Source organism: Atopomonas sediminilitoris (genome assembly GCF_022601735.1).
In the GTDB taxonomy this organism is placed as follows: Bacteria; Pseudomonadota; Gammaproteobacteria; order Pseudomonadales; family Pseudomonadaceae; genus Atopomonas; species Atopomonas sediminilitoris.
The window spans coordinates 244,405-270,058 of sequence record NZ_JAKUMM010000005.1; the positions used below are offsets into that span (position 1 = coordinate 244,405).

The window sequence follows — 25,654 nt, forward strand, 5'->3', positions numbered from 1 at the left end:
TTACTGTGCAGCGCGCTCTTTGGCGATCAGCTCGTCGGTCACTTGCAGCAACTCTTGCTTGCCACCGGCTGAGCCAACGTCAAGGCGGTATTTGCCGTTCACAATCACGCTGGGTACGCCCGTGGCGCCGTAGGCCATGCCGAGTTTTTTGATTTTCTCGACTTTGGATTTCACCGCGAACGAGTTGTAGGTCTTAATGAACTCGGCACGATCAACGCCGTTAGCGGCCAACAGGTCGGCCATGGCCTCAACATCGGCGAGCTTGTTGCCGTCTTGGTGGTAGGCCTTGAACACCACGGGGGTCATTTCTTTTGCGTTGCCCATGGCTTCGAGTGCCAAGTACAGCTGGCCGTGGGTGTTCCATGCGCCGCCGAACATGGCGGGGATGCGAACAAAGTTGACGTCTTCGGGCAGCTGCTCAACCCAAGGCTCAATGGTGTCTTCAAGGTCATAGCAGTGCGGGCAGCCAAACCAGAACAGTTCGACCACTTCAATTTTGCTGGGCTCAGACACTGGCACGGGGGCGCGCAGCTCCTGATAGTGCTTGCCGGCGTCGGCGGCCATGGCGGGGTTGAACAGCGCCATGGCAGTCAGGGCGGCAGCGGCCATCAGCTTCTTCATGAATAGCTCCTTAGTGGGCTTGGGCAAAATGCAACGCGCCGCTTAATAGCGCGGGCGATGATGCATAGACAGGTTTAAACGCGTCTGGTTCAGGGTAACGTAAATTCAGCCACAAAAAAGGGCAGCCGAAGCCGCCCTTTTGACCAGCGATCCGTTGCTGCTTAGTGCAGGCCTTGGATGTAGCTGGATACCGCGGCGATGTCTTTGTTCGACAGCTTGGCGGCGATAGTGCGCATGATACCGGCATCGCCTGCATCATTGTTGCGGTCGCCTTCGCGGAAATCGGTCAGCTGCTTAGCAGTGTAAGCGGCATGTTGGCCGTTCAGCTTGGGGAAGCCAGCCGGGGCGTTACCGACACCGTTCGGTGCATGGCAGCCGGTGCAAGCGGGCAGGCCGGTTTCAAGGTTGCCGCCACGGAAGATTTCTTCACCGCGCTTAACCAAGGCCGGGTCAGCTGCGCCGATGCTGCCGTTTTGGCTAGCAAAATAGGCTGCGATATCGGCAAAGTCTTGCTCGCTCAGGTTGTCTAAAAGGCCCGTCATTTCCACGATCGCGCGGCGGCCTTCTTTGACGTCTTGCATCTGCTTGATCAGATAGCGCTCACCTTGGCCTGCCAATTTAGGGAAGTTAGGTGCAGCGCTGTTGCCGTCGGCACCGTGGCAAGCGCCACATACAGCAGCTTTGGCTTGGCCGGCAGTGGCATCACCAGCAGCGTGGGCCGCACCAGTCAGGCCAAGGCCCAGAAGCAGGGTCGCAAGTACTTTGTTCATCAGCTCATCCATTCGGCAATGGGGGTAGTGGGTGTCAGTGACGGTGGCAGGCTTACTTGGCCATCCACTCGATCACAGCTTGATAGTCTTCGGCGCTGCAGTCCATACACAGACCGCGCGGCGGCATGGCGTTGAAGCCATTAGTGACGTGCTGCACGAGGGTTTCCATGCCTTTTTCCTCAATACGCTGTTGCCATACGGCGGTATCGCCTTTTTTCGGTGCGGTGGGCAGCTGGCCATTGTGACAAGCACCGCAGGCGCGTGTGAACACGGCTTCTGGGTCTTGGGCGGCGCTGACCGGCGCAACAAAAGCGCTGGCGAAGGTGGCCATGCTCAGAGCGATAAGTAGCTTCTTCATGAAAAATGCCTCATGCAGGTTGCCAACAGTGACCCTCTCAACGGGGATCTTGTGTCAGCGCAATGATTAGTGACCGTAAGGGACTAAGCACACAAAAAACCGGGGCATTATATACTGCCGCCTTAGAAACTTAAACGAAGCGGCGGGCCCTTTACGTGTCTAGGCCGCAGAGAGAGCCCCAGTATGTCCAGTAAAAACCCGATTCTTGGTTTGTGCCAGCAGGCCACTTTTTTAAAGAGTGCCGCTAAGGTGCAGCAATGTCCGCCGGATGAGGGCTATGAAGTGGCGTTCGCCGGTCGCTCTAATGCGGGTAAGTCCAGCGCCATGAACACCCTGACGCACGCGCGGTTGGCGCGTACCTCAAAAACGCCCGGGCGCACCCAGTTGCTTAACTTTTTTAGCTTGGATGAGCAGCGTCGCCTGGTGGACTTGCCCGGTTACGGCTTCGCCAAAGTACCGATTGCGCTGAAAGAACACTGGCAGCAGCACCTTGAAGCCTATTTGCAGCAGCGCCATTGCTTGGCTGGGGTGATGTTGATGATGGATGTGCGCCACCCGCTCACCGATTTCGACACCATGATGCTGGACTGGGCCGAAGCCAGTCAGCTGCCGATCCATGTGTTGCTGACCAAGATGGATAAGCTGACCTTTGGCGCGGCGAAAAACACCTTATTAAAGGTGCAGCGCGAACTGCACAACCGCTGGCCGCACACCGCCAGCGCTCAGCTATTTTCGTCGCCTAAACGCATTGGCGTGGAAGAGGCGTTGGCCGTCATGAGTGGCTGGCTAGAGTTGACCGCCGGCGACGAGGCCGGCGAGGAATAATGCAGACAAAAAAAACCCTGAGCCTCGGGGAGGGGGAGCTCAGGGTTTAGTCGTACCAAACAAACCGTTTGGATTTTCTGCCAACACACAAAACATCGAAGGAGCGAGTGAGTTTGCGGCCCACTCGTAAGATCAGACTGGCCTTGTGCAGGAAAGTTTCATTTTTCTCCATAATTATTTGTTCTTAAGGTTAGAGCCAAAGCGAATAAAAAAGCCCGTCACTCAGGACGGGCTTTTTGCTGCCAGAGGCGTGGGCTTATTCCACGGCTTTGACCATGTCTTCGATGACTTTCTTCGCGTCGCCGAAGACCATCATGGTCTTGTCCATGTAGAACAGCTCGTTGTCGAGACCGGCGTAACCGCTGGCCATCGAGCGCTTGTTGACGATCACGGTCTTGGCTTTGTAAGCATCCAGAATCGGCATGCCGGCAATCGGTGACTTCGGATCGGTCTTCGCCGCAGGGTTGACCACGTCGTTAGCGCCCAACACCAGCACCACGTCGGCTTGGCCGAACTCGGAGTTGATGTCTTCCATCTCAAACACCATGTCGTACGGCACTTCGGCTTCGGCCAGCAGTACGTTCATGTGGCCGGGCATACGACCGGCGACTGGGTGGATGGCGAACTTCACAGTGACGCCTTGGTGGGTCAGCTTTTCGGTCAGCTCCATCAGCGCGTGCTGGGCACGAGCCACCGCCAAGCCGTAGCCGGGGACGATGATCACGGTGTCGGCATTGGTCAGCAAGAAAGCCGCGTCGTCAGACGAGCCGGATTTCACGTTGCGTTCGCCTTGCGCACCGGCTGGGCCGCCCGCGTCGGCGTCGGCACCGAAGCCGCCCAAGATCACGTTGAAGAACGAGCGGTTCATCGCCTTACACATGATGTAGGACAGAATCGCGCCGGAAGAACCGACCAGGGAACCTGCCACGATCAGCATGGAGTTGTTCAGCGAGAAACCGATACCGGCCGCTGCCCAGCCCGAGTAGCTGTTGAGCATCGACACTACCACCGGCATATCGGCGCCGCCGATGGGGATGATGATGAGTACGCCGATGATGAACGCCAGCACCAGCATGACCGCGAACGCGCTCAGGTTACCGCTGAACATGTACGTCAGGCCCAAGGCCACAATGGCCAAGCCCACCAACAGATTGAGCAGGTGTTGGCCCTTGAACTGGACGGGCGCACCTTGGAACAGGCGGAACTTGTACTTGCCCGACAGCTTGCCGAAGGCAATCACTGAGCCGGAGAAGGTGATCGCACCAATGGCGGCACCCAAGAACAGCTCCAGACGGTTGCCGACCGGAATGGCATCGCCCAGCGCGGCGACAATCCCCAGCGACTGCGGCTCAACCACCGCCGCGATGGCGATGAACACCGCCGCCAAGCCGATCATGCTGTGCATGAAGGCGACCAGTTCGGGCATCTTGGTCATTTCAACGCGCTTGGCCATCAGCGTGCCGGCGCTTCCGCCGATCAGCAGGGCCACGACGACGAAGACCAAGCCGCCGGCAGCGACTTCGGCATTGAGTTTAACGATCAGCGCCACGGTGGTGATCACCGCGAGGCCCATGCCGATCATGCCGTAGGTGTTGCCTTGGCGTGACGAGGTTGGGTGCGACAGGCCTTTAAGTGCCTGAATGAAACAGATCGAGGCCACCAGATACAGCAGGGTAATCAGGTTCATGCTCATTTATTTGCCCTCCGCTTTGGCTTTGGGCGCTTTCTTCTTGAACATTTCCAGCATGCGGCGGGTGACCAAGAAGCCACCAAACACATTGACCGCGGCCAGTGCGACGGCCAAAAAGCCCATGCTCTTGCCGAGGAAGGTTTCGGTCAGCGCGGCGGCCAACATGGCGCCGACGATCACGATCGCAGAAATGGCGTTGGTCACGGCCATCAGCGGCGTGTGCAGCGCGGGGGTTACGTTCCACACCACGTGGTAGCCGACATAGATGGCCAGCACGAAGATGATCAGGTTGTAGATGCCGTCAGAGATTTCCATCATCCAGCTCCTTTAAGCGTTCTTACGTACGGCTTCGCCGTCGCGGCACATCAGGCACGCGGCAACGATGTCGTCGTCGAGATTGAGGTGGAATTGGCCTTCGCCGTTGATCACCAGCTTCATGAAATCCAGCAGGTTACGGGCGTACAGGGCCGAGGCGTCGGCACCGACCAAGGCGGCCAAGTTGCTGTGACCAACAAGGGTCACGCCATGCTTGATCACAACCTTGTCGACTTCGGTCAGCGGGCAGTTGCCGCCTTGCGATGAGGCGATGTCGATGATCACGGAGCCGGGCTTCATGTCAGCCACGGTGGCTTCTTGCAGCAGTACCGGGGCTTTACGGCCGGGGATCAGCGCGGTGGTGATGACGATGTCAGCTTGCTTGGCGCGCTCGTGCACGGCCTTGGCTTGACGTTCCATCCACGACGCCGGCATCGGACGCGCATAGCCGCCCACGCCTTCAGCGCACTCGCGCTCTTCGTCGGTTTCAAACGGCACATCGACAAACTTGGCGCCGAGCGATTCGATCTGCTCTTTCACCGCCGGACGCACGTCTGAGGCTTCTACCACAGCGCCTAAACGCTTGGCGGTGGCGATGGCTTGCAGGCCGGCGACACCAGCACCCAAGATCAGCACGCGGGCGGCCTTAACGGTACCGGCGGCGGTCATCAGCATGGGCATAAAGCGCGGGTAGTGGTTGGCAGCCAGCATCACGGCTTTGTAGCCGGCAATGTTGGCTTGCGACGACAGTACGTCGAGGCTCTGCGCGCGCGAGGTGCGCGGGGCGGCTTCCATCGCGAACGCGGTGATGCCTTGCGCTGCCATGCGGGCAATGTTGGCGTCATCGAAAGGGTTGAGCATGCCGATCAGCACGCCGCCTTTTTTCATGTGCGCCAGCTCGCTTTCGGTCGGCGCCAACACCTTCAGCACGATATCGGCACCCAGCGCGGCGGCATCGCTGCCAATGCTCGCGCCAACGGCTTCATACGCGCTGTCGATAATGCTCGCGCTCACGCCGGCACCGGTTTGCACGGTAACGGTATGGCCTTGGGCAATCAGTTTTTTGATGGTTTCTGGTGTGGCGGCAACCCGCGTTTCACCAGCATGCGTTTCTAGAGGAACACCAATGTGCACAGCAACTTCCCCGCAATAGTTTGGAAGTGAGTCTGGGCGATTCTGCGATCGCCGCAGGTGTGTCGGTTATTCCCGCACTACAAAGTTCAGCAAGTAGCCGGGGCTGCGCATTGTGCAGACTTGGCCCTGCGCCTTCAAGGTGTGATGTAGTACTTAAAGTAGCGGACTACATATTTTGCTACTGCGCTTTAGGGTTAAGCAAAATGACGTGAGTCAGGATTGGTGCGGCTTCTGGGTGTTACCAAAAGAAATAAAAGGACGATCAGTGTTCATGTCCTGAATGCCCATTCATCGGATTAAATGTCGCTTTTTGCTATTGACCTGACCGTGCTCGGTCTTTATTTGCGACTGGTTTGGCCGGTTAGCTGGGTTGCTGTTGCAGCCAATGGTGGATGTGTTGCACCACCGCCTGCGGCTTTTTAGCCCAAGCAAAGTGGTCGGCAACTGTGCCGAGGCGGTGCGCGTCAAACTGCGCATGCTCGATCGTGGCGTTTTCGAGCAAGGCACCTAAGGCGCGCACAGGGCCGATCGGCGCGAAGCTGTCTTGGTTAAAACCGATGCTTAACAGCGGCAAGCGCAGCCGTTGTAGACGTTGGTTGAGGTCAGGTCGCAGCGCGACGAATCGGTTATGCCGCACCAGTTGTAGCCAGTCGTGCATCAGACCACGCGCCTCGCGCCCGCCAAAGCCTAAACGATCGCCGGGAAAGTAGCCGAGCGTGCGGCACAGCACAGGGGTTAGCCACTGTAGGCCGAATAGCTGCCAACGGGTAAAGCCACGGTAATGACGCCAGTGCGGGTTGGCGCTGGCGAGGGTGACTAAACCGTGCAGGCTGCTGTTATGCATGGCGCTGTAGGCAATCCCCAGCTGGCCGCCCAGGCTATGGCCGAGCAAAAAGCGGCGGCGCTGTGGATAGTGCCGCGCCAGCCACGTCACCGCACGGTGGAGGTCATCGCACAGTTCGGCGTAGCCGTAATCCACATGATGGGCAGCACGCAGGGCGCTGCTACCTTGGCCGCGCTGCTCTAGCACTAAAACGCAGTGGCCTTGCTGGCTGAGCGCTTCGGCAAAGGCGTTATAAAAGCTGGCGCGCACCCCTAAGGCGGGGTGAATGAGCAGGCAGTCGCCGCACGCATCACGCAGGTCATCGCGCGCAAATAAGGTCAGCGGAATGGCATAGCCATCGGCGGCGGGTAAGGTAAATGTGTGCGACATGCGAACTCCTTGGTCGGTGTTCAGCATGCCGCGCAGACGGGGCTGCGGCTATGGGAGCGGTAGCCGAGGTCGCCGGCAGTTCGGCCAATGCCTGCTAAGTTCGACGCCTTATGCGTCGGCTTTCTCATAAATCACGTACACCTTGCGACACGGCTCCAGCACCTCCCAGGTGCCGCTGAAGCCTGCGGGAATCACAAAGCGGTCGCCAGCGCGCACCGTGCGGCTGTTGCCGTCGGCATCACGCAGCACGGAGACGCCTTGCAGAATCTCGCAGTACTCAAACTCGCTGTAATTGACCTGCCATTGCCCCACGGCCCCTTCCCAGATGCCGGTGCTGAATTGACCGCATGGGCTGGCGTAGTGATTGCGCGCACTTTGCTGCGGGTTGCCCTTGAGGATTTTTTCCGCCGCGGGTGCGTAATGCTCGGCGGGGGTCATGGCGCTGGCAAAGTCGATAATTTCATTCACGGTCATGGCGAGTCACTCGGGTTGGGCAACGAAGACAGAGCCGGCAGTCTAGGCGCGAAAAAAAACCAATGACAAGTTTTTCTGCACGCCGTGTAAAAAATATTGAAAACCCTGAGTGCGGCCAGTAGTGTGGCCAGATTATGTTGTTGGTCTATTTTTGCCCCTATGCCATTAAGAGGTGTCCACCATGAGCAGCCTGACCCGAGCCGACTGGGAAGCCCGCGCCAAAGCCTTAAACATTGAAGGGCGCGCGTTTATTCATGGCACCTATTGCGATGCGGTGGCCGGTGCCACGTTTGACTGCATCAGCCCGGTCGATGGGCGCTTCTTGGTTAAGGTGGCCAGCTGTGACGCCGCCGATGCAGAAAAAGCCGTCGCCGATGCGCGTAGCGTGTTTGCCTCGGGCGTGTGGTCGCAGATGGCGCCGGCTGAACGCAAAAAGATCATGGTGCGTTTTGCCGATTTGCTCGACGCCCACGCCGAAGAGTTAGCTCTGCTGGAAACCCTCGACATGGGTAAGCCGATCAACGACGCACTGAACGTTGATGTGCCGGGCGCCTCACGGGCGATTCGCTGGAGCGGCGAGGCGATCGACAAGATTTATGACGAAGTCGCCGCCACCCCGCATAACGAGCTGGGCTTGGTGACGCGCGAGCCAGTCGGCGTGGTGGCGGCCATCGTGCCGTGGAACTTCCCGATGATCATGACCGCATGGAAGCTCGGCCCGGCGCTGGCCACCGGTAACTCGGTGATCGTTAAACCGTCAGAGAAGTCGCCGCTCACGGCGCTGCGCATGGCGCAATTGGCGCTGGAGGCGGGCATTCCTGCCGGTGTGCTTAACGTGTTGCCGGGCTACGGCCACACCGTGGGTAAAGCGCTGGCACTGCACATGGATGTCGACACGCTGGTGTTCACCGGTTCGACCAAAATCGCCAAGCAGCTGATGATTTACGCCGGCGAGTCCAACATGAAGCGCGTCTGGCTGGAGGCCGGCGGCAAGAGTGCCAATATCGTCTTTGCCGATGCGCCGTGCCTGCAAGACGCCGCTGAGGCCGCCGCCGCAGCGATTTGCTTTAACCAAGGTGAGATGTGCACCGCCGGTTCGCGTCTATTGGTCGAGCGCTCGATCAAAGATCAGTTCATGCCCATGGTGGTCGATGCCATGCGCGGCTGGCAGACCGGCCACGCGCTGGACCCTGAAACCAAAGTGGGCGCGTTGGTCGATGAAGGCCATCTGCGGAGCGTGTTGGGTTACATCGAGGCCGGCAAGGCCGAGCAAGCCACGCTGCTGTGCGGCGGCGCGCAAACCCTGCAAGACACCGGCGGGGTGTACGTCGAGCCGACCATCTTCGATAACGCCAACAACGCGATGCGCATTGCCCAAGAAGAAATCTTTGGCCCTGTGCTGACGGTGATCCCCTTCGACAGCACTGAAGAGGCGATCCAGATCGCCAACGACAGCATCTACGGTCTGGCCGCTGCAATCTGGACCAGCAACCTCAGCAAGGCGCACCAAACCGCGCGTGCGCTGCGCGTCGGCAGCATGTGGGTGAACCAGTACGACGGCGGCGACATGACCGCGCCCTTCGGCGGCTACAAGCAATCGGGCAATGGCCGCGATAAATCGCTGCACGCGTTTGATAAGTACACCGAGCTGAAAGCGACGTGGATCAAGCTGTAACGGCGCAGGCTTAACCTCGCGCCCTACGCCACAGCCGATCCTCGTGATCGGCTGTGTGTTTTTGAGGCAAGCACCATGCGTCATGATGACCAACAAAGCCGCTGGCTGACCTTTCTGGCCGTGGCCAGCAGTGTGGTGCTGGTGGGGCTGGCGCTGGGCGTGAGCTTGCCGCTGGTGTCGTTACGCCTTGAGGCGCAAGGCTATGGCAGCTTTGCCATCGGGGTGATGGCGGCGATGCCCGCCGTCGGCACCTTGCTGGGTGCGCGGCTAAGCGGCTATTTGTCGGCGCGCCTCGGCGGCCCACGCAGTGTGCAGCTGAGCTTGCTGGTCAGCGCGGTCGCGGTGGGACTGCTGTCGTGGCTGCCGCACTACAGCGTGTGGCTGGTCTTGCGATTGGCCTTGGGTATCTGCCTGACGGTGACGTTTGTGCTCGGCGAAAGTTGGATCAACCAGCTGGCGGAAGAGCACTACCGTGGCCGCTGGGTGGCCTTGTACGGCACCGGCTTTGCCCTCAGCCAACTTGCCGGCCCCTTGCTGTTGGCGCTGTTAGGTACCCAGACCGATATCGGCTTTCACCTATCGGCGGCGCTGCTGTTGGTCGGTGTGTTGTTTTTACTCGGCCGTGGTGGCGCTCCGGTGGTGGAGGCCAACGCCGCGATTGGTCGTGGCTTATTAGGCTTTGCTCGTCAGCTGCCGGCGCTGGCTTGGGCGGTGGTGCTGTTTGCCTGCTTTGAATCGATGGTGCTCACCTTGCTGCCGGTGTACGCCTTGCAACAAGGCTTTACCGAGGCCGTGGCGCTGACCATTGTCAGCGTGGTGGTGATCGGCGATGCCTGTTTGCAACTGCCGATTGGCTGGCTGGCCGATCGGGTATCGCGCACGCGGCTGTACCAAATCAGTGGCGGCGTACTGCTGCTGACCTGTCTGAGCTTGCCGTGGGTGCTGCACAGCTGGTTGCTGTGGCCGTGGCTGGTGTTGTTTGGCGCCAGCGCGGGGGGCCTGTACACCTTGTCGTTGATCTTGATTGGGGAGCGCTACCGCGATGCCGCCTTGGTGCGCGCCAATGCACACATTGCCATGCTGTGGGGCGTGGGAGCCTTGATTGGCCCCACCAGCACCGGGGCGGCCAGCCAATGGCTGAGTGGTCACGCCTTGCCGTGGCTGTTGGCCGCCGGCGCGGCGTTCTTTTTATATTTGCTGTGGCGTTACCCGTTGTTTGCCACGCGGGACGCCGCTTGAGTACCGCGCACAGTTAGCGCGGCAGCTGAATATGAAAACTGGCCCCGCCCAGCGCGGACTCGCCGAGGGTCAGGGTGCCGCCGTAGCTGTCGATGATATCCACCACCACGGCGGTGCCGATGCCTTGGCCGGGGTGCAGGCTGTCGAGTCGCTCGCCACGCTGCAAGATGCGCGCACGTTGGTCGGCGGGAATCCCCGGGCCGTCGTCTTCAATCCACAGTTGGCAGCTGTCGGCCTGCTGCACCACGCGCACGCAGATCTGCCCCAAGCTCAAGCGGTAGGCGTTTTCGAGCAGATTGCCGAGCAGCTCGAACAGGGCGGCTTGCTCCATGGGGATCAGGCAAGGGCTGCTGAATTGCCGGCTGACTTGCACGCGCTTGTCGCGGTAAACCTTATCCAACGCGCTGCACAGGGTATCCAGCACCGGACCAAGGTCTTGGTGGTGGCGCACTAGGCCGCTCTTGCGCAGGCTGGCGCGTTGCAGCTGGTAATCCACTTGCTGACTCATGCGCGCCACCTGCTGGTTAAGCACCTGCGCCTGTTCGCGCTGGGCTGGCGCACGGCTGAGCACTTCGGCCACGCCCTGCAAAACGCTGAGCGGGGTTTTCAGGCTGTGCGCCAAATCACCCAGCGAGTCTTGATAGCGCTCGCGCTGGCGGCGTTCGCTGGCCAGCAGGCGGTTCAGTGAGTCGGTCAGGCGGAGCAGTTCGGTGGGCTGTTGTGCGCTGAGGGTGTCGCGGTGGCCGCTCTCGACCTCGTCCAGCTCACGGCTGAGCCCACGCAGGGTGCTGAAGGCCCAATTCAGCCCCAGCCAGAGCAGCAACAACAGCACCAGCAAGGCGCCGCCTAGGCCCAGTTTGAGCTGCTGGCTGACCGCCGCGAGCATCGGCTGGTATTCGCTGTCCGGCTGCATGGTGACGATGCTTAGCGCGGCCGGTTGGCCGGCGAGGCTGTGGATTTCCAAGTCGTAGACAAAGAACTCGAGACCGGCGGCGTCCTGCAGGCGGGCAAATTGCGGATTCTTGCCGTCGAAGCGCGGTTGATAGTCGAGTTGCTCGTCGAGGCTCGAGGGCGATTGCCAAAGCAGCCGGCCTTGGTGGTCGTAGATAAAACCGAGCAGCTTAGAGTGGAGCAGGTTGAATTCTTCGTCCGGGAGCTGCGCCGGCATCTGCAGGCGACCATTCTGCCAGCGTGCGGCCGAGAGTAAGGTGGCGGCATCGGCGGCCAGACGTTGTTCGATCACGCTGTCCAGCGCTTGGCGAAAGGCGTTGTGCAGCGTTGGTAGCAGGCCGAGCATAAACAGGCTGGCCAGCAAGCTGGCGGCAAGCAGCAGACGCAGACGCAGCGAGCGCATCATCGGCAGCGCTCGGTAAATAAATAACCTTGGCCGCGCACGGTGTCGATGGGCTGTAGCGCACAGGCGGTATCGAGCTTGCGCCGTAAGCGCCCGATCAGCACCTCAATCACGTTGGGGTCGCGCTCGTCATCGTGTTCATACAGCTGCTCCATCAGCCGATCTTTCGACACCACTTGCTGAGCGTGCAACATCAGATACTCCAGCAGACGGTATTCATACGCGGTGAGCGGCAGCGGCTGCTCATCAACCAAGGCTTGTTTGCGGTTGAGATCCAGCTGTAAGGGGCCGGCGGTAACGCGTGCCTGCACTAAGCCCACAGAGCGCCGCAGCAGTGCCTGCAGGCGCGCTTCTAACTCTTCAAACTGGAACGGCTTGACCAAATAATCATCGGCGCCGGCACTCAGCCCTTCGACCTTGTCTTGCCAGTTGCCTCGCGCCGTCAGGATGAGAATCGGCAAGGTGCGGCCTAGGCTGCGCAGTTGGCGGATAAAATCCAGGCCGCTCATGCCGGGTAAGCCCAGGTCGACGATGGCGATGTCGTGGTGGTACTCGCGAGCACGATACAGTGCTTCTTCGGCGTCGGCGGTGGCGTCAACCGTTTGCTCGTGCTCGCTGAGCCGTGTTTTAAGGTGATGACGCAGCAGCGCCTCGTCTTCGACTAACAAAATTTTCATAGTGCTCGCTCAGGGCTGGGGCTAGCCCAGCCCTGTGTTCGTCATCAATGTTCAAAATTGGTAGTTAACGCCAATAAACGCTTGACTACTGCTGTGCAAGTCTAGTGAGCCGAGCTTGCTGCCGCCGTGCGCTGAAATTTCGGTACTGGCATTACTGCGCAGGTAACGGTAGCCGGCTTCCATGGAGAAGTGTTGATCGACTTTTTGCAGGATACCGGCTTGTAAGCCAGCCGCGTAGCCGATGTCACTGTCGCGGCTAGCGCCTGAGCTTTCTTGCTCCAGCTTGATCAAGCCGAGGGTAGCGCCACCGTATAGGTACGTGGCGTTTTGGCCCAAGGGCACTAATACGTCATAGCTGCCGAGCAGGTTTTGCTGGCGTAACTTGGCGCCGTTGTCGCTGTCGGAGATATTTTCATAGGTGGCGTAATAGCGGCGTTGGTTATTTTGTTGACCCACGCGCACGCCCCAAGTGCCGGTGCCGTCGATGACTTTGTCGAGGTTCGGGTTGTCGAGGTTTTTATTCAGTGCTGACGACTTCTGAATGTTATTGTCGGTTTGGCCCCAGGTCAGGCCGACGAAGGTGTCATTGGCGACGCTGGCCAAACTGGTGAAAGCCAAGCTGGTGCCTAGAGCAAGGGTAGTCAGTGTGCGGTTCATGGTGTAGCTCCTAAAGTGATGTGGTGAACTCGGGAGCCATAGTGACGGCGCGTGGCTGAACAGAGCCTGTACCAAAGCTGAACCTAGGCTGAACCAACAGCCATAGCGCTGTATTGAGCGGTAAAAGACTAAGGAGTGATGATGGGATGGATTCGCGCGGTTACCTTGCAGGGCCAGCATGTGCGGCTAGAGCCTTTGGCTTTGAGCGATGCCGCTGAAATGGCCGAGGCGGTGAGCGATGGGCGTTTGTGGGAGCTGTGGTTTACCTCCATCCCCAAGCCTGAACACGTCAGCGCCTATATCGAACGCGCCCTGCGCATGCAGCAAGACCAGGGCGCTTTAGCCTTTGTGGTTCGCGAGCAAAGCAGCGGGCGCTTGCTCGGCTGCACCCGCTATTTTGCGGTGGATGAGCTCAACCAGCGCCTAGAGATAGGCCATACCTGGTACCGCGCCAGCGCCCAGCGCGGGCCGTTCAACACCGAAGCCAAACTGTTGCTGCTGAGCCACGCCTTCGAGGCATTGCAGGCCATGGCGGTAGAGTTTCGCACCCACTGGCACAACACCCGCTCCCGCGCCGCCATCGCCCGTTTAGGCGCCAAACAAGACGGGGTCTTGCGCCATCACCAGCGCAGTGCTGACGGGGTAATCCGCGATACCGTGGTGTTCTCCATCATCGCGCCAGAGTGGCCGGCCGTGCGGCAGAATTTACGGTTTAGGTTGATGCAGGGGTAGGGGCTGAATGTGTTTATCCGTCCAAAGACGGCATGACTGAATGCCATTTTTAGCGATGCATGCCCAGCGCGACCTGCTTTTGTAACTCGCGCAGGGCCTGTTTGGATTCGCTTTCCACTTTATGCCGCAGCACCAGTTGATGCAGCCAGTGCAGTACGCGGTGGTGGCTGCGATAGTCCAGCGTGCGTTGAAACAGCACGCCGTTGGGCGCGGTGGTGAAGTCGTAGCGCAGGGTGAGTTCGATGCCTAGCGTGCCTTCGGCGCGGGCGATCCAGCATTGGTTGGCGAGTACCTCATCCACCCGCCAGCTCAGGTGCGCCTGCACTGCGCCGGCGCGAATATCTTCTTCGAAGCGTGCGCCGGCAATCAGCGGCTGATCGGCACCGGGGCCGGTACGCAGCGAGGAATGATGCCATTCGCGCCAGCGCGCCGGTGTGGTCACGTAGCGGAATAGCTCCTCAGGGCTGCAGGCGATTTCAGCTTGCGTATGGATACGGATAAACCCAGCGGCTTTGGACATGTCAGCACTCGCGGCATTTTCTTCAAGCCTAGCGTCTATTGCGCACGGTTGCTGCGCGGCATAGCGCAAGCCGGTGGGCGTGGCCGGGCTAATCAGCGGGCGCGGCGGCACAACGCCGTGATTGGCTGGTGCCGCTTTTCAAGCGGCGCGCCTTAGACAATATCCAGCAGGCGGTGCCACAGCATGCCCATGGCCAGTAGCGGTGAGCGCAGCGCCGGCCCGCCGGGGAAGGTCATGTGCGGCACTTTGGCGAACAGGTCAAAGCCGTTGCTTTGCCCGTGGATGGCCTCGGCCAGCAGCTTGCCGGCCAAGTGCGTGGCATTCACCCCATGGCCGGAGTAAGCCTGCGCAAAGTACACGTTGGCATGCTCCGGCAGACGGCCGATCTGCGGCAGGCGGTTGGCGCCGATGCCGATCATGCCGCCCCAAGCAAAGTCGATGCGCGTGCTAGCCAGCTCGGGGAATACCTTGAGCATTTTGGGCCGCATGTAGGCGGTGATGTCTTTGGGGTCGCGGCCGGAGTAGTTGCACGCGCCGCCGAATAACAAACGGCGGTCGGCAGACAGGCGGTAGTAGTCCAGCGCCACGCGCTGATCACACAAGGCCATGTTTTGCGGGATCAAGCGCGCGGCTTGCGCTTCGGTTAAGGGTTCAGTGGCGATGATGTAGCTGCCCGCCGGCAACACTTGTCCGCCAAGCTTGGGGTTGAGCTGATTCATGTAGGCGTTGCAGGCCAGCACTAAGGTGTTGGCGCGCACGCAGCCTTGCGCGGTGTGCACGGCCACTTGGCTGCCGTAGTCGATACGGGTGACGGCCGAGTGCTCGAACAGTTGCACACCGAGGCTGTGCGCGGCGGCGGCTTCACCCAAGGCGAGATTCAGCGGGTGTAGGTGGCCCGAGCCCATGTCGATCAGACCGCCAAGGTATTGGTCCGAGCCTACCACCTCGCGCATCTGGCTTTTATCCAGCAAGCGCAATGCGTGTGGGTAGCCCAGCGCTTGCAGCGCTTGCAGGTCTTCAAAGAAGCCTTCGACATCGCGGCGCTTGTTGGCCAAGTCGCAATAGCCCCACGTGAGGTCGCAGTCGATGGCGAACTTGGCCACCCGCTGGCGCACGATGTCGACCGCTTCGATGCCCATGTGCTTGAGTGCCAGCACGCCGTCGGCGCCGATGTGTTTGGCGAACTGATCGACATCGTGGCCGACGCCGCGAATCAGCTGGCCACCGTTGCGGCCGCTGGCGCCCCAGCCCATCTTGTGGGCTTCGAGCACGGCTACCGAGTAGCCGCGTTCGGCCAGCTCAATCGCGGTGTTCAAGCCGCTGAAGCCGCCGCCAACAATGCACACATCCACCTGCGCGGCGCCTAGCAAGGTCGGGTAGTCGGTTTGCCGGCTGGCGCTGGCGGCGTAATAAGACGGGGCGTGATGCTCGGTGTGGGTGGCTGTGCGCGCGCTCATGGCAGGCTTTCCTGAATGCTGTGTCAAATAAATTGCACGCAAGCCTAGCAAGGCCTGATGGCGGCGGCCAAGTACAGCGTGCTAAACCTAGGTTTAGGCAAACGCTGATTAACCGTGGCTCAGTCCGGCACTGGCAAGTGCAAGGTTTCTTTGACTTCTTCCATCACGATGTAGCTTTTGGATTCGCGCACGTGCGGCAGTTTCAGCAGGATGTCGCCCAGCAGCTTGCGGTAGCTGGCCATCTCGTTGATGCGTGCCTTGACTAAATAGTCGAAATCGCCAGACACCAAGTGGCAATCCAGCACGTGTGGCAGTTTGAGCACGGCACGGCGGAACTCTTCAAAAATATCGCCGGACTTAAACGCCAAGCTGATCTCGACAAACACCAGCAGGCTGGCCTTCAAATGCTGGGGGTTGAGCCGCGCGGAGTAGCCCTGAATCACCCCTTCGCGCTCCAGGCGGCGGACCCGCTCGGTGCAGGGCGTGGTGGATAAGCCGACGCGCTCGCCCAGTTCAGTAAAGGAGATGCGTGCCTCGTCCTGCAGGATGCGCAGAATCTTGCGGTCGATCTTGTCCAGTTCACGGCGGGTTTGGTGTTGAGTTCGCACGGGCGAATTACCTCTGCAAAAGGCTTTTTTGCCAGAAATATAGCGCTGAAAGAGCCTGATAAATGGTGAATAAAACTGCTAAAGCAGCAATAGACTAGCCGATATCTCTAGATCAGCAAGTGTCATGCTTTGGCGTGGCGGGAGTCTCTCATGCGTGTATTAGTGCTTGGCAGCGGCGTTATCGGTACCACCAGTGCGTATTACTTGGCGCGCGCTGGCTTTGAAGTGGTGGTGGTTGACCGTCAACCCGCCGCTTCGCTGGAAACCAGCTATGCCAACGCCGGGCAGATTTCCCCCGGTTATGCCTCACCGTGGGCGGCCCCGGGTATCCCGCTGAAGGCCATGAAGTGGCTGCTGCAAAAGCACGCGCCATTGGCGATCAAGCTGACCGGCAATCCGGATCAATACACCTGGATGCTGCAAATGCTGCGCAACTGCACCGCGGCCCGTTATGACATCAACAAAGAACGCATGGTGCGTTTGGCCGAGTACAGTCGTGACTGCTTGGACGAGTTGCGCGCTGAAACGGGCATCAACTACGAAGGCCGTCAGTTAGGCACGACTCAGTTGTTCCGCACCCAAGCGCAGCTGGATAACGCGGCCAAAGATATCGCCGTGCTGCAACGCACCGGCGTACCGTTTGAAGTGCTTGACCGTGCCGGCATTGCCCGCGTTGAGCCGGCCTTGGCCAATGTGACGCACAAGCTGGCCGGTGCTCTGCGCCTGCCTAACGATCAAACCGGTGACTGCCAGATGTTTACCCGCAAACTCACCGAAATGGCGCAAGCCATGGGTGTGGAGTTCCGCTTTGGGCAGAACATCCAGCGTTTAGAGAGCGACGGTGACAGCATCAACGGCGTGTGGATTGATGGCGTGCTAGAAAAGGCCGATCGCTACGTGCTGGCGCTGGGCAGCTACACGCCTGCGCTGCTTAAGCCGGTGGGCATCAAGGCGCCGGTGTACCCGCTTAAGGGTTACTCGCTGACCGTGCCGATCACCAATGCGACGATGGCGCCGACCTCGACCATTTTGGATGAAACCTACAAAGTGGCGATCACCCGTTTTGACAACCGCATCCGCGTCGGCGGCATGGCTGAAATTGCCGGCCACGATTTAAGCCTTAACCCGCGCCGTCGCGCCACGCTGGAAATGATCACCGCCGATCTGTACCCGCAAGGCGGCGATTTAGCCCAAGCGGAGTTCTGGACCGGTCTGCGCCCGGCAACGCCGGATGGCACACCGATCGTGGGTGCCACTAAACTGCGCAACTTGTTCCTCAACACCGGTCACGGCACCCTTGGCTGGACCATGGCGTGCGGCTCGGGTCGCCTGCTGGCGGATCAGATGGCCAGCCGCCGTCCGCAGATCAGTGCTGAGGGCTTAGACATTTCCCGCTATCGCAAGACCAAGGAGTCCACTGCTCATGTCCATCCAGCGCCTGCGCACTGAAAAACGCTTTAGCGAAATCGTCATCCACAACGGCACGGTCTATCTGGCCGGGCAGTTGGCGGAGAACTACGACGGCGACATCGTGCAGCAAACGCAAGAAATCTTGGCCAGCGTTGACCAGTTTCTCGCCGAAGCCGGCACCGACAAATCCAAGGTGCTGTCAGTGACCGTGTACGTCAAAGACATGGCCGCGCATTACGCCGGCATGAACAGCGTCTACGACGCTTGGGTGGCCGAAGGCTGCGCACCCGCGCGCGCCTGCGTTGAGGCCAAACTGTATGACCCGCGCGTGTTGGTCGAAATGACCGTCATTGCCGCGCTGTAATTGATCGGTATCGTGCCATGCGCCCAGCCCAAGCCCTGATTGACCTTGCCGCCTTACGCCACAACTACCAGTTGGCGCAGCGCTTGGGCGGTGGCCGAGCGCTGGCGGTGATCAAAGCCAATGCCTATGGGCATGGCGCGGTGGTGTGTGCCGAAGCGTTACCCGAAGCCGACGGCTTTGCCGTGGCTTGCATTGAAGAAGCCTTAGAGTTGCGCGCTGCCGGCATCCGCCAGCCGATTTTGCTGCTGGAAGGTTTTTTCGCCGCCGATGAGCTGGCGCTGATCGATCAGCATCAACTGTGGTGTGTCGTGCACAGCGCGTGGCAAGTGCAAGCGATTGAGCGTGCGCAGCTGCAACGGCCGCTCACCGTGTGGCTCAAGCTCGATAGCGGCATGCACCGTGTTGGTGTTGCGGTGGATGAGCTACAGCCGTTGTATCAACGCTTACTCGCCAGCGGCCAAGTGGCCAAAGTGGTGTTGATGAGCCACTTCGCCCGCGCCGACGAGTTGGAATGCCCGCGCACGTTGGAGCAACAGAAAGCCTTTTTAAACGCCAGTGCTGGGCTTAAGGCCGAAATCAGTCTGGCCAATTCGCCGGCGATTTTAGGCTGGCCGCAAGTGCATAACGATTGGGTGCGGGCGGGTATCATGCTCTACGGCGCCAGTCCTTTTGCGGGGCAACACGCACAGGCCGAGCAACTCAAGCCTGTGATGAGCCTAAGTTCACAAATCATCGCCGTGCGTGAACTGCCAGCCGGCGAGCCGCTCGGCTACGCCGGGCGTTTTATCACCGCGCGGCCCACCCGTGTGGGCGTGGTTGCCATGGGTTATGCCGATGGTTATCCCCGCCATGCCCCCGATGGCACGCCGGTGGCGGTGGACGGTCAGCGCACACGGCTGATCGGCCGTGTGTCGATGGACATGCTCACGGTGGACCTCACCGACCTGCCCAAAGCCGGCCTCGGCAGCGCCGTCGAGCTATGGGGGCAGCAGGTGTTGGCCAGTGAAGTGGCCGCGCAAGCGCAAAGCATCCCCTATCAGTTGTTTTGCAACGTGCGCCGCGTGCCGTTGCGCTACCAACACTAAGCTCGTCGCAAACGGCCTGTTTGCCGACCGTTCGTGCCAGATCTGTGCCTGTAGCGGCCAATGTCTTGGACACGGCTGTTGAAAATTCCGAACACTCTTGCCATGATGGCCACCACTTTTTGGCTGATCCCTTGTGGAGGACACCACCTTTGGACGTTGGAGCTCGCCTGCGCACCATCCGCAAACTTAAAGGCTTATCGCAGCGTGAACTGGCCAAACGTGCCGGTGTCACCAACAGCACCATTTCCATGATTGAGAAGAACAGCGTCAGCCCTTCGGTCAGCTCGTTGAAGAAGGTGCTCGGCGGCATTCCCATGCCGTTGGTGGAGTTTTTCTCGATGGACTTGGAAGAGGGCAACCCAACGCAGGTGGTGTACAAACAAGACGAGCTGATCGACCTGTCCAGCGGTCAGGTAGAGATGAAACTCGTCGGTAAAGCCCACGCCAACCGCCTGATCGCCTTTCTCAATGAGCTGTACCCCGCCGGCGCCGACACGGGCGACGATATGCTCTCGCACGAGGGCGAAGAGGCCGGCACTGTGGTATCGGGACGCCTGGAGCTGACCGTCGGACTGGAAACCTACATCCTCGAACCCGGCGACAGCTATTACTTCGACAGCACACAGCCACACCGCTTTCGTAACCCCTTTGATGAGCCCGTGCGCTTGATCAGCGCCACCACGCCGGCCAACTTCTAAGCGCTCGCGCCTCTGCAGCAAAGCCGCGCAAAAGCCTCGTTGTTGACAGGGTTGTTTCGGCCACAAAGCATTGCCGGTATACTGTGACCCGCCCGCGCCACCGTGAAGCTCGGGTCCACAACAAGCCATGATTGAGGGTGTAAGGGTGAACCTGAAGAAAATGCTGGCGGCCCACGCCGCTGTTTTGGCCCTGGTTGCAGTGAGCGCCCAGGCCGCCACCAACGAAGACATTGCTGCACGCATCAAGCCGGTAGGCGATGTGTGTATCCAAGGCGAAGAATGTAAAGGCGCTGCCGTTGCCGCTGTGGCGACCAGCAGTGGCCCACGTAGCGGTGAAGAGATTGTTGCCAAGTCGTGCAACGGTTGCCACGGCGCTGGCGTACTGGGTGCACCGAAAGTCGGCGATAGCGCTGACTGGAAAGCGCGTTCGGACAAAGCCGGTGGCCTCGATACCCTGCTGTCGCATGCCATCAACGGCATCAACGCGATGCCGCCTAAAGGCACTTGCGGCGACTGCTCGGATGACGAGCTGATGGCCGCCATCAAGCACATGTCGGGCCTATAAGCCCGAGCGTGCTTGAAGTAAAAAACCCCGCTCAGTGCGGGGTTTTTTGTGGCCGAAGATTAGCCTTACGCGCCGAGCAAGCTTTGCCCGCAGACACGCACCACGTTGCCGCTTAAGCCGTTAGAGGCCGGGTTGCCAAGCCACGCGATGGTTTCGGCCACATCCACCGGCAAGCCGCCTTGGCTGAGGCTGTTCATGCGTCGGCCCGCTTCGCGGATGGCGAAAGGGATCGCCGCGGTCATTTGCGTTTCGATAAAGCCCGGCGCCACCGCATTGATGCTGATGTTGTGCTTGGCCAGCGGGGCGGCCATCGACTCCACCATGCCAATCACGCCCGCCTTAGACAGCCCGTAGTTGGTTTGCCCACGGTTACCGGCGATGCCGCTGATCGAGGCCACGCAGACGATGCGAGCGCCTTTCTTGAACAGCTTGTTGGCCAGCAGGTGATCGTTGATGCGTTCTTCGCTGAGCAGGTTGATGTCCATCACCTGATCCCAGAAGGCATCGCTCATCCGCGCGAGGGTTTTGTCGCGGGTGATGCCGGCGTTGTGCACCAGCAGATCCACGCCGCCGTGGCTTTTTAGGGCTTCGGCAATTTGCTTGGGCGCATCAGCGGCGGTGATGTCCACGGCCAGAGCTTCACCGTCTAAACGCGCCATGGCGGTTTGCAGTTCGCCGGCCGCTTGCGGAATATCCAAGCCAATCACCTTGGCACCGTCGCGGGCCAGCACTTCAGCAATCGCCGCACCAATGCCGCGACTCGCGCCGGTGACTAAGGCGACTTGGCCGGCCAGCGGTTTTTGCCAGTCGAGCGTGCAGGCGCTGTTGGCGGTGATACGCACATGCTGCGCGCTGACATACGCCGAGCGCGGCGAGAGGAAGAAGCGCACGCTGGAGTCCAGTTGTGCTTCGCCGCCTTCGGCCACGTAGATCAGATTGGCGGTGCCGCCGGCGCGTAACTCTTTACCCAGCGAGCGCACAAAGCCTTCCAGCGCGCGCATGGCGGTGGCTTGCTTGGGCTCGGCGCAGGCTTCGGGCGGGCGGCCCACAATCAGCACGCGGCCGCTGGCAGCCAGCTGCGGCAGGTGTGGCTGCAAAAAGCGCAGCAGCACTTTCAGCTCGCTGCTGTCGCTCACGCCGGACACATCCAGCAGCAGGGCTTGTAGCTTTTCCCCTTCACTCACGCTGCCGAGACTCACGTTGGCCTCTTTCGCCAGCGGGTGCGGATTGTCTAAGCCTTCGCCACGCGCGGCGTACACCACCGCTTGGCTGTCGGCCAGAATGCGCAACAGCGCTTGGGTCACCGCGGTATTGCGCGCCACGCCGATCACCACGGGGGCGCGCAGCAACGGGCTGTGCGTTTGATGGCGCTGCAGCGCCACCGGCGCGGGCATGCCGACTGCCTGTAACAGCGAGCGGCCAAAGCCAGACTGGGCAAAGGTGGTGTAGCGATCCATGAAACTCTCCTGAGGGGGCCTAGTGGCCGCGCATGGTTAAACAGTGGCTGCATTAAAGCAAAGCTTGATGACGCATCGATTGACCGCCGCAGCGCTTAATCGGTCGCCACGGCCAATGAGCCGTCTCGTTCATCAGCTAAGCTTGCGGCACATTAACGCGGCGCTGTGCCGTGCCGTATTAAGGAGACCCTGCATGAGTCAGATTCGTCGTGTTGCCATTATCGGCGGTAACCGTATTCCTTTTGCCCGTTCCAATGGCCCTTACGCCAAAGCCAGCAATAGCCAGATGTTGACCGCCGCGCTGGAAGGCTTAGTACAGCGTTTTGGTTTGTCGGGTGAGCGGGTTGGCGAAGTGGTCGCAGGCGCGGTGCTCAAGCACTCACGCGATTTCAACATGACCCGTGAATGCGTGCTGGGTAGCTCGCTGGCGCCAGAAACCCCCGCCTACGACATTCAACAAGCGTGCGGTACTGGCCTTGAAGCGGCAATTTTGGTGGCCAACAAGATTGCCTTGGGGCAAATCGAGTGCGGCATTGCCGGCGGTGTGGATACCACGTCTGACGCGCCGATTGGCGTTAGCGAAAAGCTGCGGCAGATTCTGCTCGAAGCCAACCGTGGTAAAACCACCGGCGACAAAGTCAAAGCGCTGCTGAAGATTCGTCCCAGCCATCTTGCCCCTTCGGTGCCGCAAAACGGCGAGCCGCGCACAGGGCTGTCGATGGGTGAGCACTGCGAATTGATGGCCAAAACATGGCAGATTCCGCGCGCCGAGCAAGATGCGCTGGCGCTGGCCAGTCACCAAAACATGGCCAAATCGTACGCCGACGGTTTCCATGCTGACCTGATGACGCCGTTTATGGGCTTGGAGCGCGACAATAACCTGCGCGCTGACTTATCGGCGGAAAAACTCGCAGGCCTCAAGCCCTGCTTTGATCGCTCTGCTAGCGGCACTCTGACCCCCGGCAACTCGACCCCACTGACCGACGGTGCCTCGTTGGTGCTGCTGGCCAGCGAAGAGTGGGCCAAGGCGCGCAAGCTGCCGGTATTGGCCTACCTGAGCTTTGGTGAAGTTGCCGCCGTCGACTTTGTGAAGAAGGGCGAGGGCCTGCTGATGGCACCGGCCTACGCCATGCCGCGGATGCTCGAGCGCGCGGGTTTAACCCTGCAAGACTTTGACTTCTACGAGATTCACGAAGCCTTTGCCGCGCAGGTGCTGTGCACCCTCAAAGCGTGGGAAGACCCAAGCTACTGCAAAGAAAAACTCGGCCTGAAAAAAGCCCTCGGCAGCATCGATCGCAGCAAGCTCAACGTGCGCGGTAGCTCGTTGGCTGCGGGCCACCCGTTTGCCGCCACCGGCGGGCGCATCATCGCCAGCTTGGCCAAACAGCTGGCAGAAAAGGGCTCGGGCCGTGGCCTGATCTCCATCTGTGCCGCCGGTGGGCAAGGCGTGGTCGCGATCGTCGAGCGCCCGTAACCGCTTCCTGTGTTGTAAGCACTGTTTGCGCCGTTGCTACGGCGCTTTTTTTTGCCTGCCATACAGCGCTTGAATACTTTGCTGCGCTTAGCGCAGCGGCGTGCGGTATGCGCTAAGGTTGAGCTTCACGTTTGGACCACTCACAAGGAAATGCCATGTTTAGCCACGTCATGCTCGGTGCCAACGATATCGAACAGTCCAAAGCCTTCTACGATGCCACCATGGGCGTGTTGGGCTACAAAGCAGGGATGATCGATCCTAAAGGGCGCTGCTTTTACTTTGGCCCCAAAGATGTGTTTGCCATCACCAAGCCCATTGATGGTCAGCCGGCCAGCAAAGGCAACGGCAGCACCATCGGCTTTGCCGCCAGCAGCCCCGAACAGGCGGATGCTTGGCACGCGGCAGGTTTAGCGAACGGCGGTGTGGCGGTTGAAGACGCGCCCGGCGTGCGTGAAGGGGGCGGCATGAAGTTGTATCTGGCTTACCTGCTGGACCCAGCGGGGAATAAGCTGTGTGCGATGTATCGCATGCCGTGATGCGTGGATTGTTTGAGTGCGTTCGTCAGGTTGATGATTGAGTACGCTGGACCATTTTGTTGCGCCTGCCCGGCGCGTCACTTGACTCGCTTCGCTCGCCCTTCGGGCCAGCCTGCGGCTGTTACTCCGCTTCGCTACGTTCATCTTGCGTGCCCAAGAAGAAAGTAACCAAAGAAGAAGGGCACCCTGTGTCCGAGTTTGACCTGCGGCCAAACTCCCTTCGCGCTGGGCCTGCTCTACGGGTCGGGGCGAAGGGCCATCCTGGCCCATCGCCACTAGCTCGACATCCTTGTCTCGCGCCCCGCTGCGCAAACCCTCTGCTCAGCCGAACACCAAGGGCTTGGCGCCTTCGCACGATCAATCAGCAAGATTAAGCCACTAAGTAATGCTTAAGCATTGCAACCGCTAAACCTTCGACCTGCACCACTGGCTCTTCCAGCGGGTCTTTGTCAGTGGTCTGAAGCCCATCGCCGCTTGCGCCGCATCCTTGCGGCTTACCCCACGCCAGCCAGCCTATGCTCAGCCGGATAAAAGGGGCGATTGGTGTGCGCTGAGCCATTGGCAGCGGTCTGAAGCCCAGCGCACTGCTGGGCTTCTTTCTGGCTTACAGCGCGAGTTTGGCTTTGACGGTGCTGAGGCCTGGTTGGCCGTCTTGGCTGGTGACGCCGCTCAGCCAAGCGTCGAGCGCTTGCGGATTGGCTTTTAGCCATTGCTTGGCCGCTTCGCGCGGGTCGAGGTCTTCATCCAGAATGGCGGCCATCCACGCGTTTTCTTGTTCGACGGTGAATTGCAGGTTGCTGAGCAGCTTGGCCACGTTGGGGCATTCGGCGGCGTAGCCTTTGCGCACCACGGTATGCACTTCGGCGCCGCCGAAGTTGGGGCCAAACCAGTCGTCGCCGCCATCCAGATAGCGCATCTCAAAGTACTGGTTCATCGGGTGCGGGGCCCAGCCGAGGAACACGATCCAGTTATTACGGCGAATTGCGCGCTTGGTTTGCGCCAGCATGCCGGCTTCACTGGACTCCACCAGGCGGAAGTCTTCCAGACCAAAGGCGTTGGCCTTGATCATGTCGCTGATCAGGCGGTTGCCGTCGTTGCCGGGCTCGATGCCGTAGATGCTGCTATCGAACTGCTCGGCGTGTTTGGCCAAGTCGGCAAAGGTTTTTACCCCAGCGTCGTACACGTAGGCCGGCACGGCGAGGGTGTATTTGGCGCCGGTTAAGTTGGTGGCGTGGATGTCGAGGCTTTGCTTATCCAGATACGGGCGGATGTCGTTTTCCATGCTGGGCATCCAGTTGCCGAGGAATACATCCAAGTCGCCATCGTGCATGCCACGGAAGGTTACCGGCACAGAAAGCAGCTGGGTTTGGGTGCTGTAGCCTAAGTTTTCCAGAATTTCGCTGGTCATCGCCGTGGTGGCGGTGATGTCGGTCCAGCCCACATCGGAGAAGCGCACCTTCTGGCACTGCTCGGGTTCGGCGGCCAAGGTGGCGCTGGTCAGGCCCAGGGTTAGGGCGGCGGTGAGTAGGGTGTGGGGCAGGTTCATGCAAGCTCCTAGTTTTGTAACAAATGAAGCTGGCCATTGGGCTGCGGCATTCCGGACTGGGTGAAAACTGCTGCGCTAGGTCATGCGGCGTTAAAAACTGCTTCGAAATGCTCATTTACGCGTTTGTACACTGCGCTTTCTCAGCGATTTTTGCCTTGCCTGACCGTCGCTCGCGACGCTTTCACTTAGCCCGGTTGCGC

27 protein-coding genes are annotated in these 25,654 nt (G+C 60.1%); 11 read left to right on the top strand and 16 right to left on the bottom strand.

Annotation, left to right across the window (positions count from 1 at the left end):
- The 3 genes from MKI83_RS09530 to MKI83_RS09540 form a co-directional block, all read right to left on the bottom strand.
- Positions 1 to 621, bottom strand: coding sequence for a thiol:disulfide interchange protein DsbA/DsbL (locus tag MKI83_RS09530; RefSeq protein ID WP_241585178.1), 621 nt, complete (start codon positions 619 to 621; stop codon positions 1 to 3).
- A gap of 161 nt (positions 622 to 782) precedes the next feature.
- Positions 783 to 1,391: a c-type cytochrome gene (locus MKI83_RS09535; protein WP_241585179.1), complete on the bottom strand. Its 609-nt coding sequence runs from the start codon at positions 1,389 to 1,391 to the stop codon at positions 783 to 785.
- Positions 1,392 to 1,443: 52 nt separating this feature from the next.
- Complete coding sequence (locus MKI83_RS09540) at positions 1,444 to 1,749, bottom strand: c-type cytochrome (protein WP_241585180.1); 306 nt, start codon at positions 1,747 to 1,749, stop codon at positions 1,444 to 1,446.
- A 183-nt stretch (positions 1,750 to 1,932) separates the two neighbouring features.
- Between MKI83_RS09540 and yihA the strand changes: the two genes are divergently transcribed.
- A complete protein-coding gene (gene yihA, locus MKI83_RS09545) occupies positions 1,933 to 2,574 on the top strand; it encodes a ribosome biogenesis GTP-binding protein YihA/YsxC (RefSeq protein ID WP_241585181.1) in 642 nt (213 codons plus the stop codon).
- Positions 2,575 to 2,830: 256 nt separating this feature from the next.
- Here yihA and MKI83_RS09550 read toward each other — a convergent pair whose 3' ends face one another.
- The 5 genes from MKI83_RS09550 to MKI83_RS09570 all read right to left on the bottom strand — a co-directional run bounded on the left by MKI83_RS09550 (position 2,831) and on the right by MKI83_RS09570 (position 7,400).
- The gene (locus MKI83_RS09550; RefSeq protein ID WP_241585182.1) at positions 2,831 to 4,267 is read right to left on the bottom strand and encodes an NAD(P)(+) transhydrogenase (Re/Si-specific) subunit beta; all 1,437 of its coding nucleotides are present in this window, start codon (positions 4,265 to 4,267) and stop codon (positions 2,831 to 2,833) included.
- Positions 4,268 to 4,579 carry an NAD(P) transhydrogenase subunit alpha part 2 gene (locus MKI83_RS09555; protein ID WP_272493038.1) on the bottom strand — a complete coding sequence of 104 codons (312 nt, stop codon included), beginning with the start codon at positions 4,577 to 4,579 and terminating at the stop codon, positions 4,268 to 4,270. It lies immediately after the preceding gene.
- 12 nt (positions 4,580 to 4,591) lie between these two features.
- Positions 4,592 to 5,713 carry a Re/Si-specific NAD(P)(+) transhydrogenase subunit alpha gene (locus MKI83_RS09560; RefSeq protein ID WP_241585184.1) on the bottom strand — a complete coding sequence of 374 codons (1,122 nt, stop codon included), beginning with the start codon at positions 5,711 to 5,713 and terminating at the stop codon, positions 4,592 to 4,594.
- 361 nt (positions 5,714 to 6,074) lie between these two features.
- Entirely contained in the window at positions 6,075 to 6,926 is an 852-nt protein-coding gene (locus MKI83_RS09565; RefSeq protein ID WP_241585186.1) for an alpha/beta hydrolase family protein, read from the bottom strand.
- Positions 6,927 to 7,034: 108 nt separating this feature from the next.
- Positions 7,035 to 7,400, bottom strand: coding sequence for a cupin domain-containing protein (locus tag MKI83_RS09570; protein ID WP_241585187.1), 366 nt, complete (start codon positions 7,398 to 7,400; stop codon positions 7,035 to 7,037).
- Positions 7,401 to 7,581: 181 nt separating this feature from the next.
- Here MKI83_RS09570 and MKI83_RS09575 point away from each other — a divergent pair, with 181 nt between their 5' ends.
- Entirely contained in the window at positions 7,582 to 9,075 is a 1,494-nt protein-coding gene (locus MKI83_RS09575; protein WP_241585189.1) for an aldehyde dehydrogenase, read from the top strand.
- A gap of 75 nt (positions 9,076 to 9,150) precedes the next feature.
- On the top strand, positions 9,151 to 10,314 hold the full coding sequence (locus MKI83_RS09580) for an MFS transporter (protein WP_241585191.1): 1,164 nt from the start codon (positions 9,151 to 9,153) through the stop codon (positions 10,312 to 10,314).
- 13 nt (positions 10,315 to 10,327) lie between these two features.
- On the opposite strand, the gene MKI83_RS09585 is transcribed toward MKI83_RS09580, so the two are convergent.
- From MKI83_RS09585 to MKI83_RS09595, 3 genes are read right to left on the bottom strand one after another with little or no spacing between them, the layout of a single operon-like run.
- Positions 10,328 to 11,671 (bottom strand): ATP-binding protein, encoded by a 1,344-nt coding sequence (locus MKI83_RS09585; protein WP_241585192.1) that lies wholly within the window; start codon positions 11,669 to 11,671, stop codon positions 10,328 to 10,330.
- Complete coding sequence (locus tag MKI83_RS09590) at positions 11,668 to 12,345, bottom strand: response regulator (RefSeq protein WP_241585194.1); 678 nt, start codon at positions 12,343 to 12,345, stop codon at positions 11,668 to 11,670. The genes MKI83_RS09585 and MKI83_RS09590 overlap by 4 nt, the downstream gene beginning before the upstream one ends.
- A 51-nt stretch (positions 12,346 to 12,396) precedes the next feature.
- On the bottom strand, positions 12,397 to 13,002 hold the full coding sequence (locus MKI83_RS09595) for a hypothetical protein (protein ID WP_241585196.1): 606 nt from the start codon (positions 13,000 to 13,002) through the stop codon (positions 12,397 to 12,399).
- Between the two features lie 141 nt (positions 13,003 to 13,143).
- Here MKI83_RS09595 and MKI83_RS09600 point away from each other — a divergent pair, with 141 nt between their 5' ends.
- Positions 13,144 to 13,734 carry a GNAT family N-acetyltransferase gene (locus MKI83_RS09600; RefSeq protein WP_241585198.1) on the top strand — a complete coding sequence of 197 codons (591 nt, stop codon included), beginning with the start codon at positions 13,144 to 13,146 and terminating at the stop codon, positions 13,732 to 13,734.
- A gap of 49 nt (positions 13,735 to 13,783) precedes the next feature.
- Here the strand turns inward: MKI83_RS09600 and MKI83_RS09605 are convergent, their stop codons facing one another.
- The 3 genes from MKI83_RS09605 to MKI83_RS09615 form a co-directional block, all read right to left on the bottom strand.
- Entirely contained in the window at positions 13,784 to 14,254 is a 471-nt protein-coding gene (locus tag MKI83_RS09605) for an SRPBCC family protein (protein ID WP_241585199.1), read from the bottom strand.
- Positions 14,255 to 14,406: 152 nt separating this feature from the next.
- Entirely contained in the window at positions 14,407 to 15,711 is a 1,305-nt protein-coding gene (locus MKI83_RS09610) for an NAD(P)/FAD-dependent oxidoreductase (protein WP_241585201.1), read from the bottom strand.
- A 119-nt stretch (positions 15,712 to 15,830) separates the two neighbouring features.
- The gene (locus tag MKI83_RS09615; RefSeq protein ID WP_241585206.1) at positions 15,831 to 16,319 is read right to left on the bottom strand and encodes an Lrp/AsnC ligand binding domain-containing protein; all 489 of its coding nucleotides are present in this window, start codon (positions 16,317 to 16,319) and stop codon (positions 15,831 to 15,833) included.
- 150 nt (positions 16,320 to 16,469) lie between these two features.
- Between MKI83_RS09615 and dadA the strand changes: the two genes are divergently transcribed.
- The 5 genes from dadA to MKI83_RS09640 all read left to right on the top strand — a co-directional run bounded on the left by dadA (position 16,470) and on the right by MKI83_RS09640 (position 20,441).
- Positions 16,470 to 17,768 (top strand): D-amino acid dehydrogenase, encoded by a 1,299-nt coding sequence (gene dadA / locus MKI83_RS09620; protein WP_241585207.1) that lies wholly within the window; start codon positions 16,470 to 16,472, stop codon positions 17,766 to 17,768.
- The gene (locus MKI83_RS09625) at positions 17,743 to 18,093 is read left to right on the top strand and encodes a RidA family protein (protein ID WP_241585208.1); all 351 of its coding nucleotides are present in this window, start codon (positions 17,743 to 17,745) and stop codon (positions 18,091 to 18,093) included. Before dadA ends, MKI83_RS09625 begins: the two co-directional genes overlap by 26 nt.
- 17 nt (positions 18,094 to 18,110) lie before the next feature.
- The gene (gene alr, locus MKI83_RS09630; RefSeq protein ID WP_241585209.1) at positions 18,111 to 19,178 is read left to right on the top strand and encodes an alanine racemase; all 1,068 of its coding nucleotides are present in this window, start codon (positions 18,111 to 18,113) and stop codon (positions 19,176 to 19,178) included.
- 149 nt (positions 19,179 to 19,327) lie between these two features.
- Positions 19,328 to 19,876 carry a cupin domain-containing protein gene (locus MKI83_RS09635; protein WP_241585210.1) on the top strand — a complete coding sequence of 183 codons (549 nt, stop codon included), beginning with the start codon at positions 19,328 to 19,330 and terminating at the stop codon, positions 19,874 to 19,876.
- Positions 19,877 to 20,021: 145 nt separating this feature from the next.
- Entirely contained in the window at positions 20,022 to 20,441 is a 420-nt protein-coding gene (locus MKI83_RS09640; RefSeq protein WP_241585213.1) for a c-type cytochrome, read from the top strand.
- A gap of 65 nt (positions 20,442 to 20,506) precedes the next feature.
- Here the strand turns inward: MKI83_RS09640 and MKI83_RS09645 are convergent, their stop codons facing one another.
- Positions 20,507 to 21,898, bottom strand: a complete 1,392-nt coding sequence (locus MKI83_RS09645; protein WP_241585215.1) for a 3-oxoacyl-ACP reductase — start codon at positions 21,896 to 21,898, stop codon at positions 20,507 to 20,509.
- A 193-nt stretch (positions 21,899 to 22,091) separates the two neighbouring features.
- Between MKI83_RS09645 and MKI83_RS09650 the strand changes: the two genes are divergently transcribed.
- On the top strand, positions 22,092 to 23,372 hold the full coding sequence (locus tag MKI83_RS09650) for an acetyl-CoA C-acetyltransferase (protein ID WP_241585217.1): 1,281 nt from the start codon (positions 22,092 to 22,094) through the stop codon (positions 23,370 to 23,372).
- A gap of 155 nt (positions 23,373 to 23,527) precedes the next feature.
- The gene (locus MKI83_RS09655; protein WP_241585219.1) at positions 23,528 to 23,908 is read left to right on the top strand and encodes a VOC family protein; all 381 of its coding nucleotides are present in this window, start codon (positions 23,528 to 23,530) and stop codon (positions 23,906 to 23,908) included.
- A gap of 604 nt (positions 23,909 to 24,512) precedes the next feature.
- Here MKI83_RS09655 and MKI83_RS09660 read toward each other — a convergent pair.
- Positions 24,513 to 25,454 (bottom strand): choline ABC transporter substrate-binding protein, encoded by a 942-nt coding sequence (locus MKI83_RS09660; protein WP_241585220.1) that lies wholly within the window; start codon positions 25,452 to 25,454, stop codon positions 24,513 to 24,515.
- Between the last annotated feature and the right edge of the window lie 200 nt (positions 25,455 to 25,654).

Excerpts from the sequence above, each read along its gene's own strand:
- alr (WP_241585209.1), top strand. The coding sequence starts at position 18,111 with ATGCGCCCAGCCCAAGCCCTGATTGACCTTGCCGCCTTACGCCACAAC.
- MKI83_RS09555 (WP_272493038.1), bottom strand. The coding sequence starts at position 4,579 with ATGGAAATCTCTGACGGCATCTACAACCTGATCATCTTCGTGCTGGCC.
- MKI83_RS09655 (WP_241585219.1), top strand. The coding sequence starts at position 23,528 with ATGTTTAGCCACGTCATGCTCGGTGCCAACGATATCGAACAGTCCAAA.
- MKI83_RS09625 (WP_241585208.1), top strand. The coding sequence starts at position 17,743 with ATGTCCATCCAGCGCCTGCGCACTGAAAAACGCTTTAGCGAAATCGTC.
- MKI83_RS09600 (WP_241585198.1), top strand. The coding sequence starts at position 13,144 with ATGGGATGGATTCGCGCGGTTACCTTGCAGGGCCAGCATGTGCGGCTA.
- MKI83_RS09645 (WP_241585215.1), bottom strand. The coding sequence starts at position 21,898 with ATGGATCGCTACACCACCTTTGCCCAGTCTGGCTTTGGCCGCTCGCTG.
- MKI83_RS09580 (WP_241585191.1), top strand. The coding sequence starts at position 9,151 with ATGCGTCATGATGACCAACAAAGCCGCTGGCTGACCTTTCTGGCCGTG.
- MKI83_RS09585 (WP_241585192.1), bottom strand. The coding sequence starts at position 11,671 with ATGATGCGCTCGCTGCGTCTGCGTCTGCTGCTTGCCGCCAGCTTGCTG.
- MKI83_RS09565 (WP_241585186.1), bottom strand. The coding sequence starts at position 6,926 with ATGTCGCACACATTTACCTTACCCGCCGCCGATGGCTATGCCATTCCG.
- MKI83_RS09605 (WP_241585199.1), bottom strand. The coding sequence starts at position 14,254 with ATGTCCAAAGCCGCTGGGTTTATCCGTATCCATACGCAAGCTGAAATC.
- MKI83_RS09610 (WP_241585201.1), bottom strand. The coding sequence starts at position 15,711 with ATGAGCGCGCGCACAGCCACCCACACCGAGCATCACGCCCCGTCTTAT.
- yihA (WP_241585181.1), top strand. The coding sequence starts at position 1,933 with ATGTCCAGTAAAAACCCGATTCTTGGTTTGTGCCAGCAGGCCACTTTT.
- MKI83_RS09530 (WP_241585178.1), bottom strand. The coding sequence starts at position 621 with ATGAAGAAGCTGATGGCCGCTGCCGCCCTGACTGCCATGGCGCTGTTC.
- MKI83_RS09535 (WP_241585179.1), bottom strand. The coding sequence starts at position 1,391 with ATGAACAAAGTACTTGCGACCCTGCTTCTGGGCCTTGGCCTGACTGGT.
- MKI83_RS09575 (WP_241585189.1), top strand. The coding sequence starts at position 7,582 with ATGAGCAGCCTGACCCGAGCCGACTGGGAAGCCCGCGCCAAAGCCTTA.
- MKI83_RS09550 (WP_241585182.1), bottom strand. The coding sequence starts at position 4,267 with ATGAGCATGAACCTGATTACCCTGCTGTATCTGGTGGCCTCGATCTGT.
- MKI83_RS09540 (WP_241585180.1), bottom strand. The coding sequence starts at position 1,749 with ATGAAGAAGCTACTTATCGCTCTGAGCATGGCCACCTTCGCCAGCGCT.
- MKI83_RS09590 (WP_241585194.1), bottom strand. The coding sequence starts at position 12,345 with ATGAAAATTTTGTTAGTCGAAGACGAGGCGCTGCTGCGTCATCACCTT.
- MKI83_RS09660 (WP_241585220.1), bottom strand. The coding sequence starts at position 25,454 with ATGAACCTGCCCCACACCCTACTCACCGCCGCCCTAACCCTGGGCCTG.
- MKI83_RS09570 (WP_241585187.1), bottom strand. The coding sequence starts at position 7,400 with ATGACCGTGAATGAAATTATCGACTTTGCCAGCGCCATGACCCCCGCC.
- dadA (WP_241585207.1), top strand. The coding sequence starts at position 16,470 with ATGCGTGTATTAGTGCTTGGCAGCGGCGTTATCGGTACCACCAGTGCG.
- MKI83_RS09650 (WP_241585217.1), top strand. The coding sequence starts at position 22,092 with ATGAGTCAGATTCGTCGTGTTGCCATTATCGGCGGTAACCGTATTCCT.
- MKI83_RS09595 (WP_241585196.1), bottom strand. The coding sequence starts at position 13,002 with ATGAACCGCACACTGACTACCCTTGCTCTAGGCACCAGCTTGGCTTTC.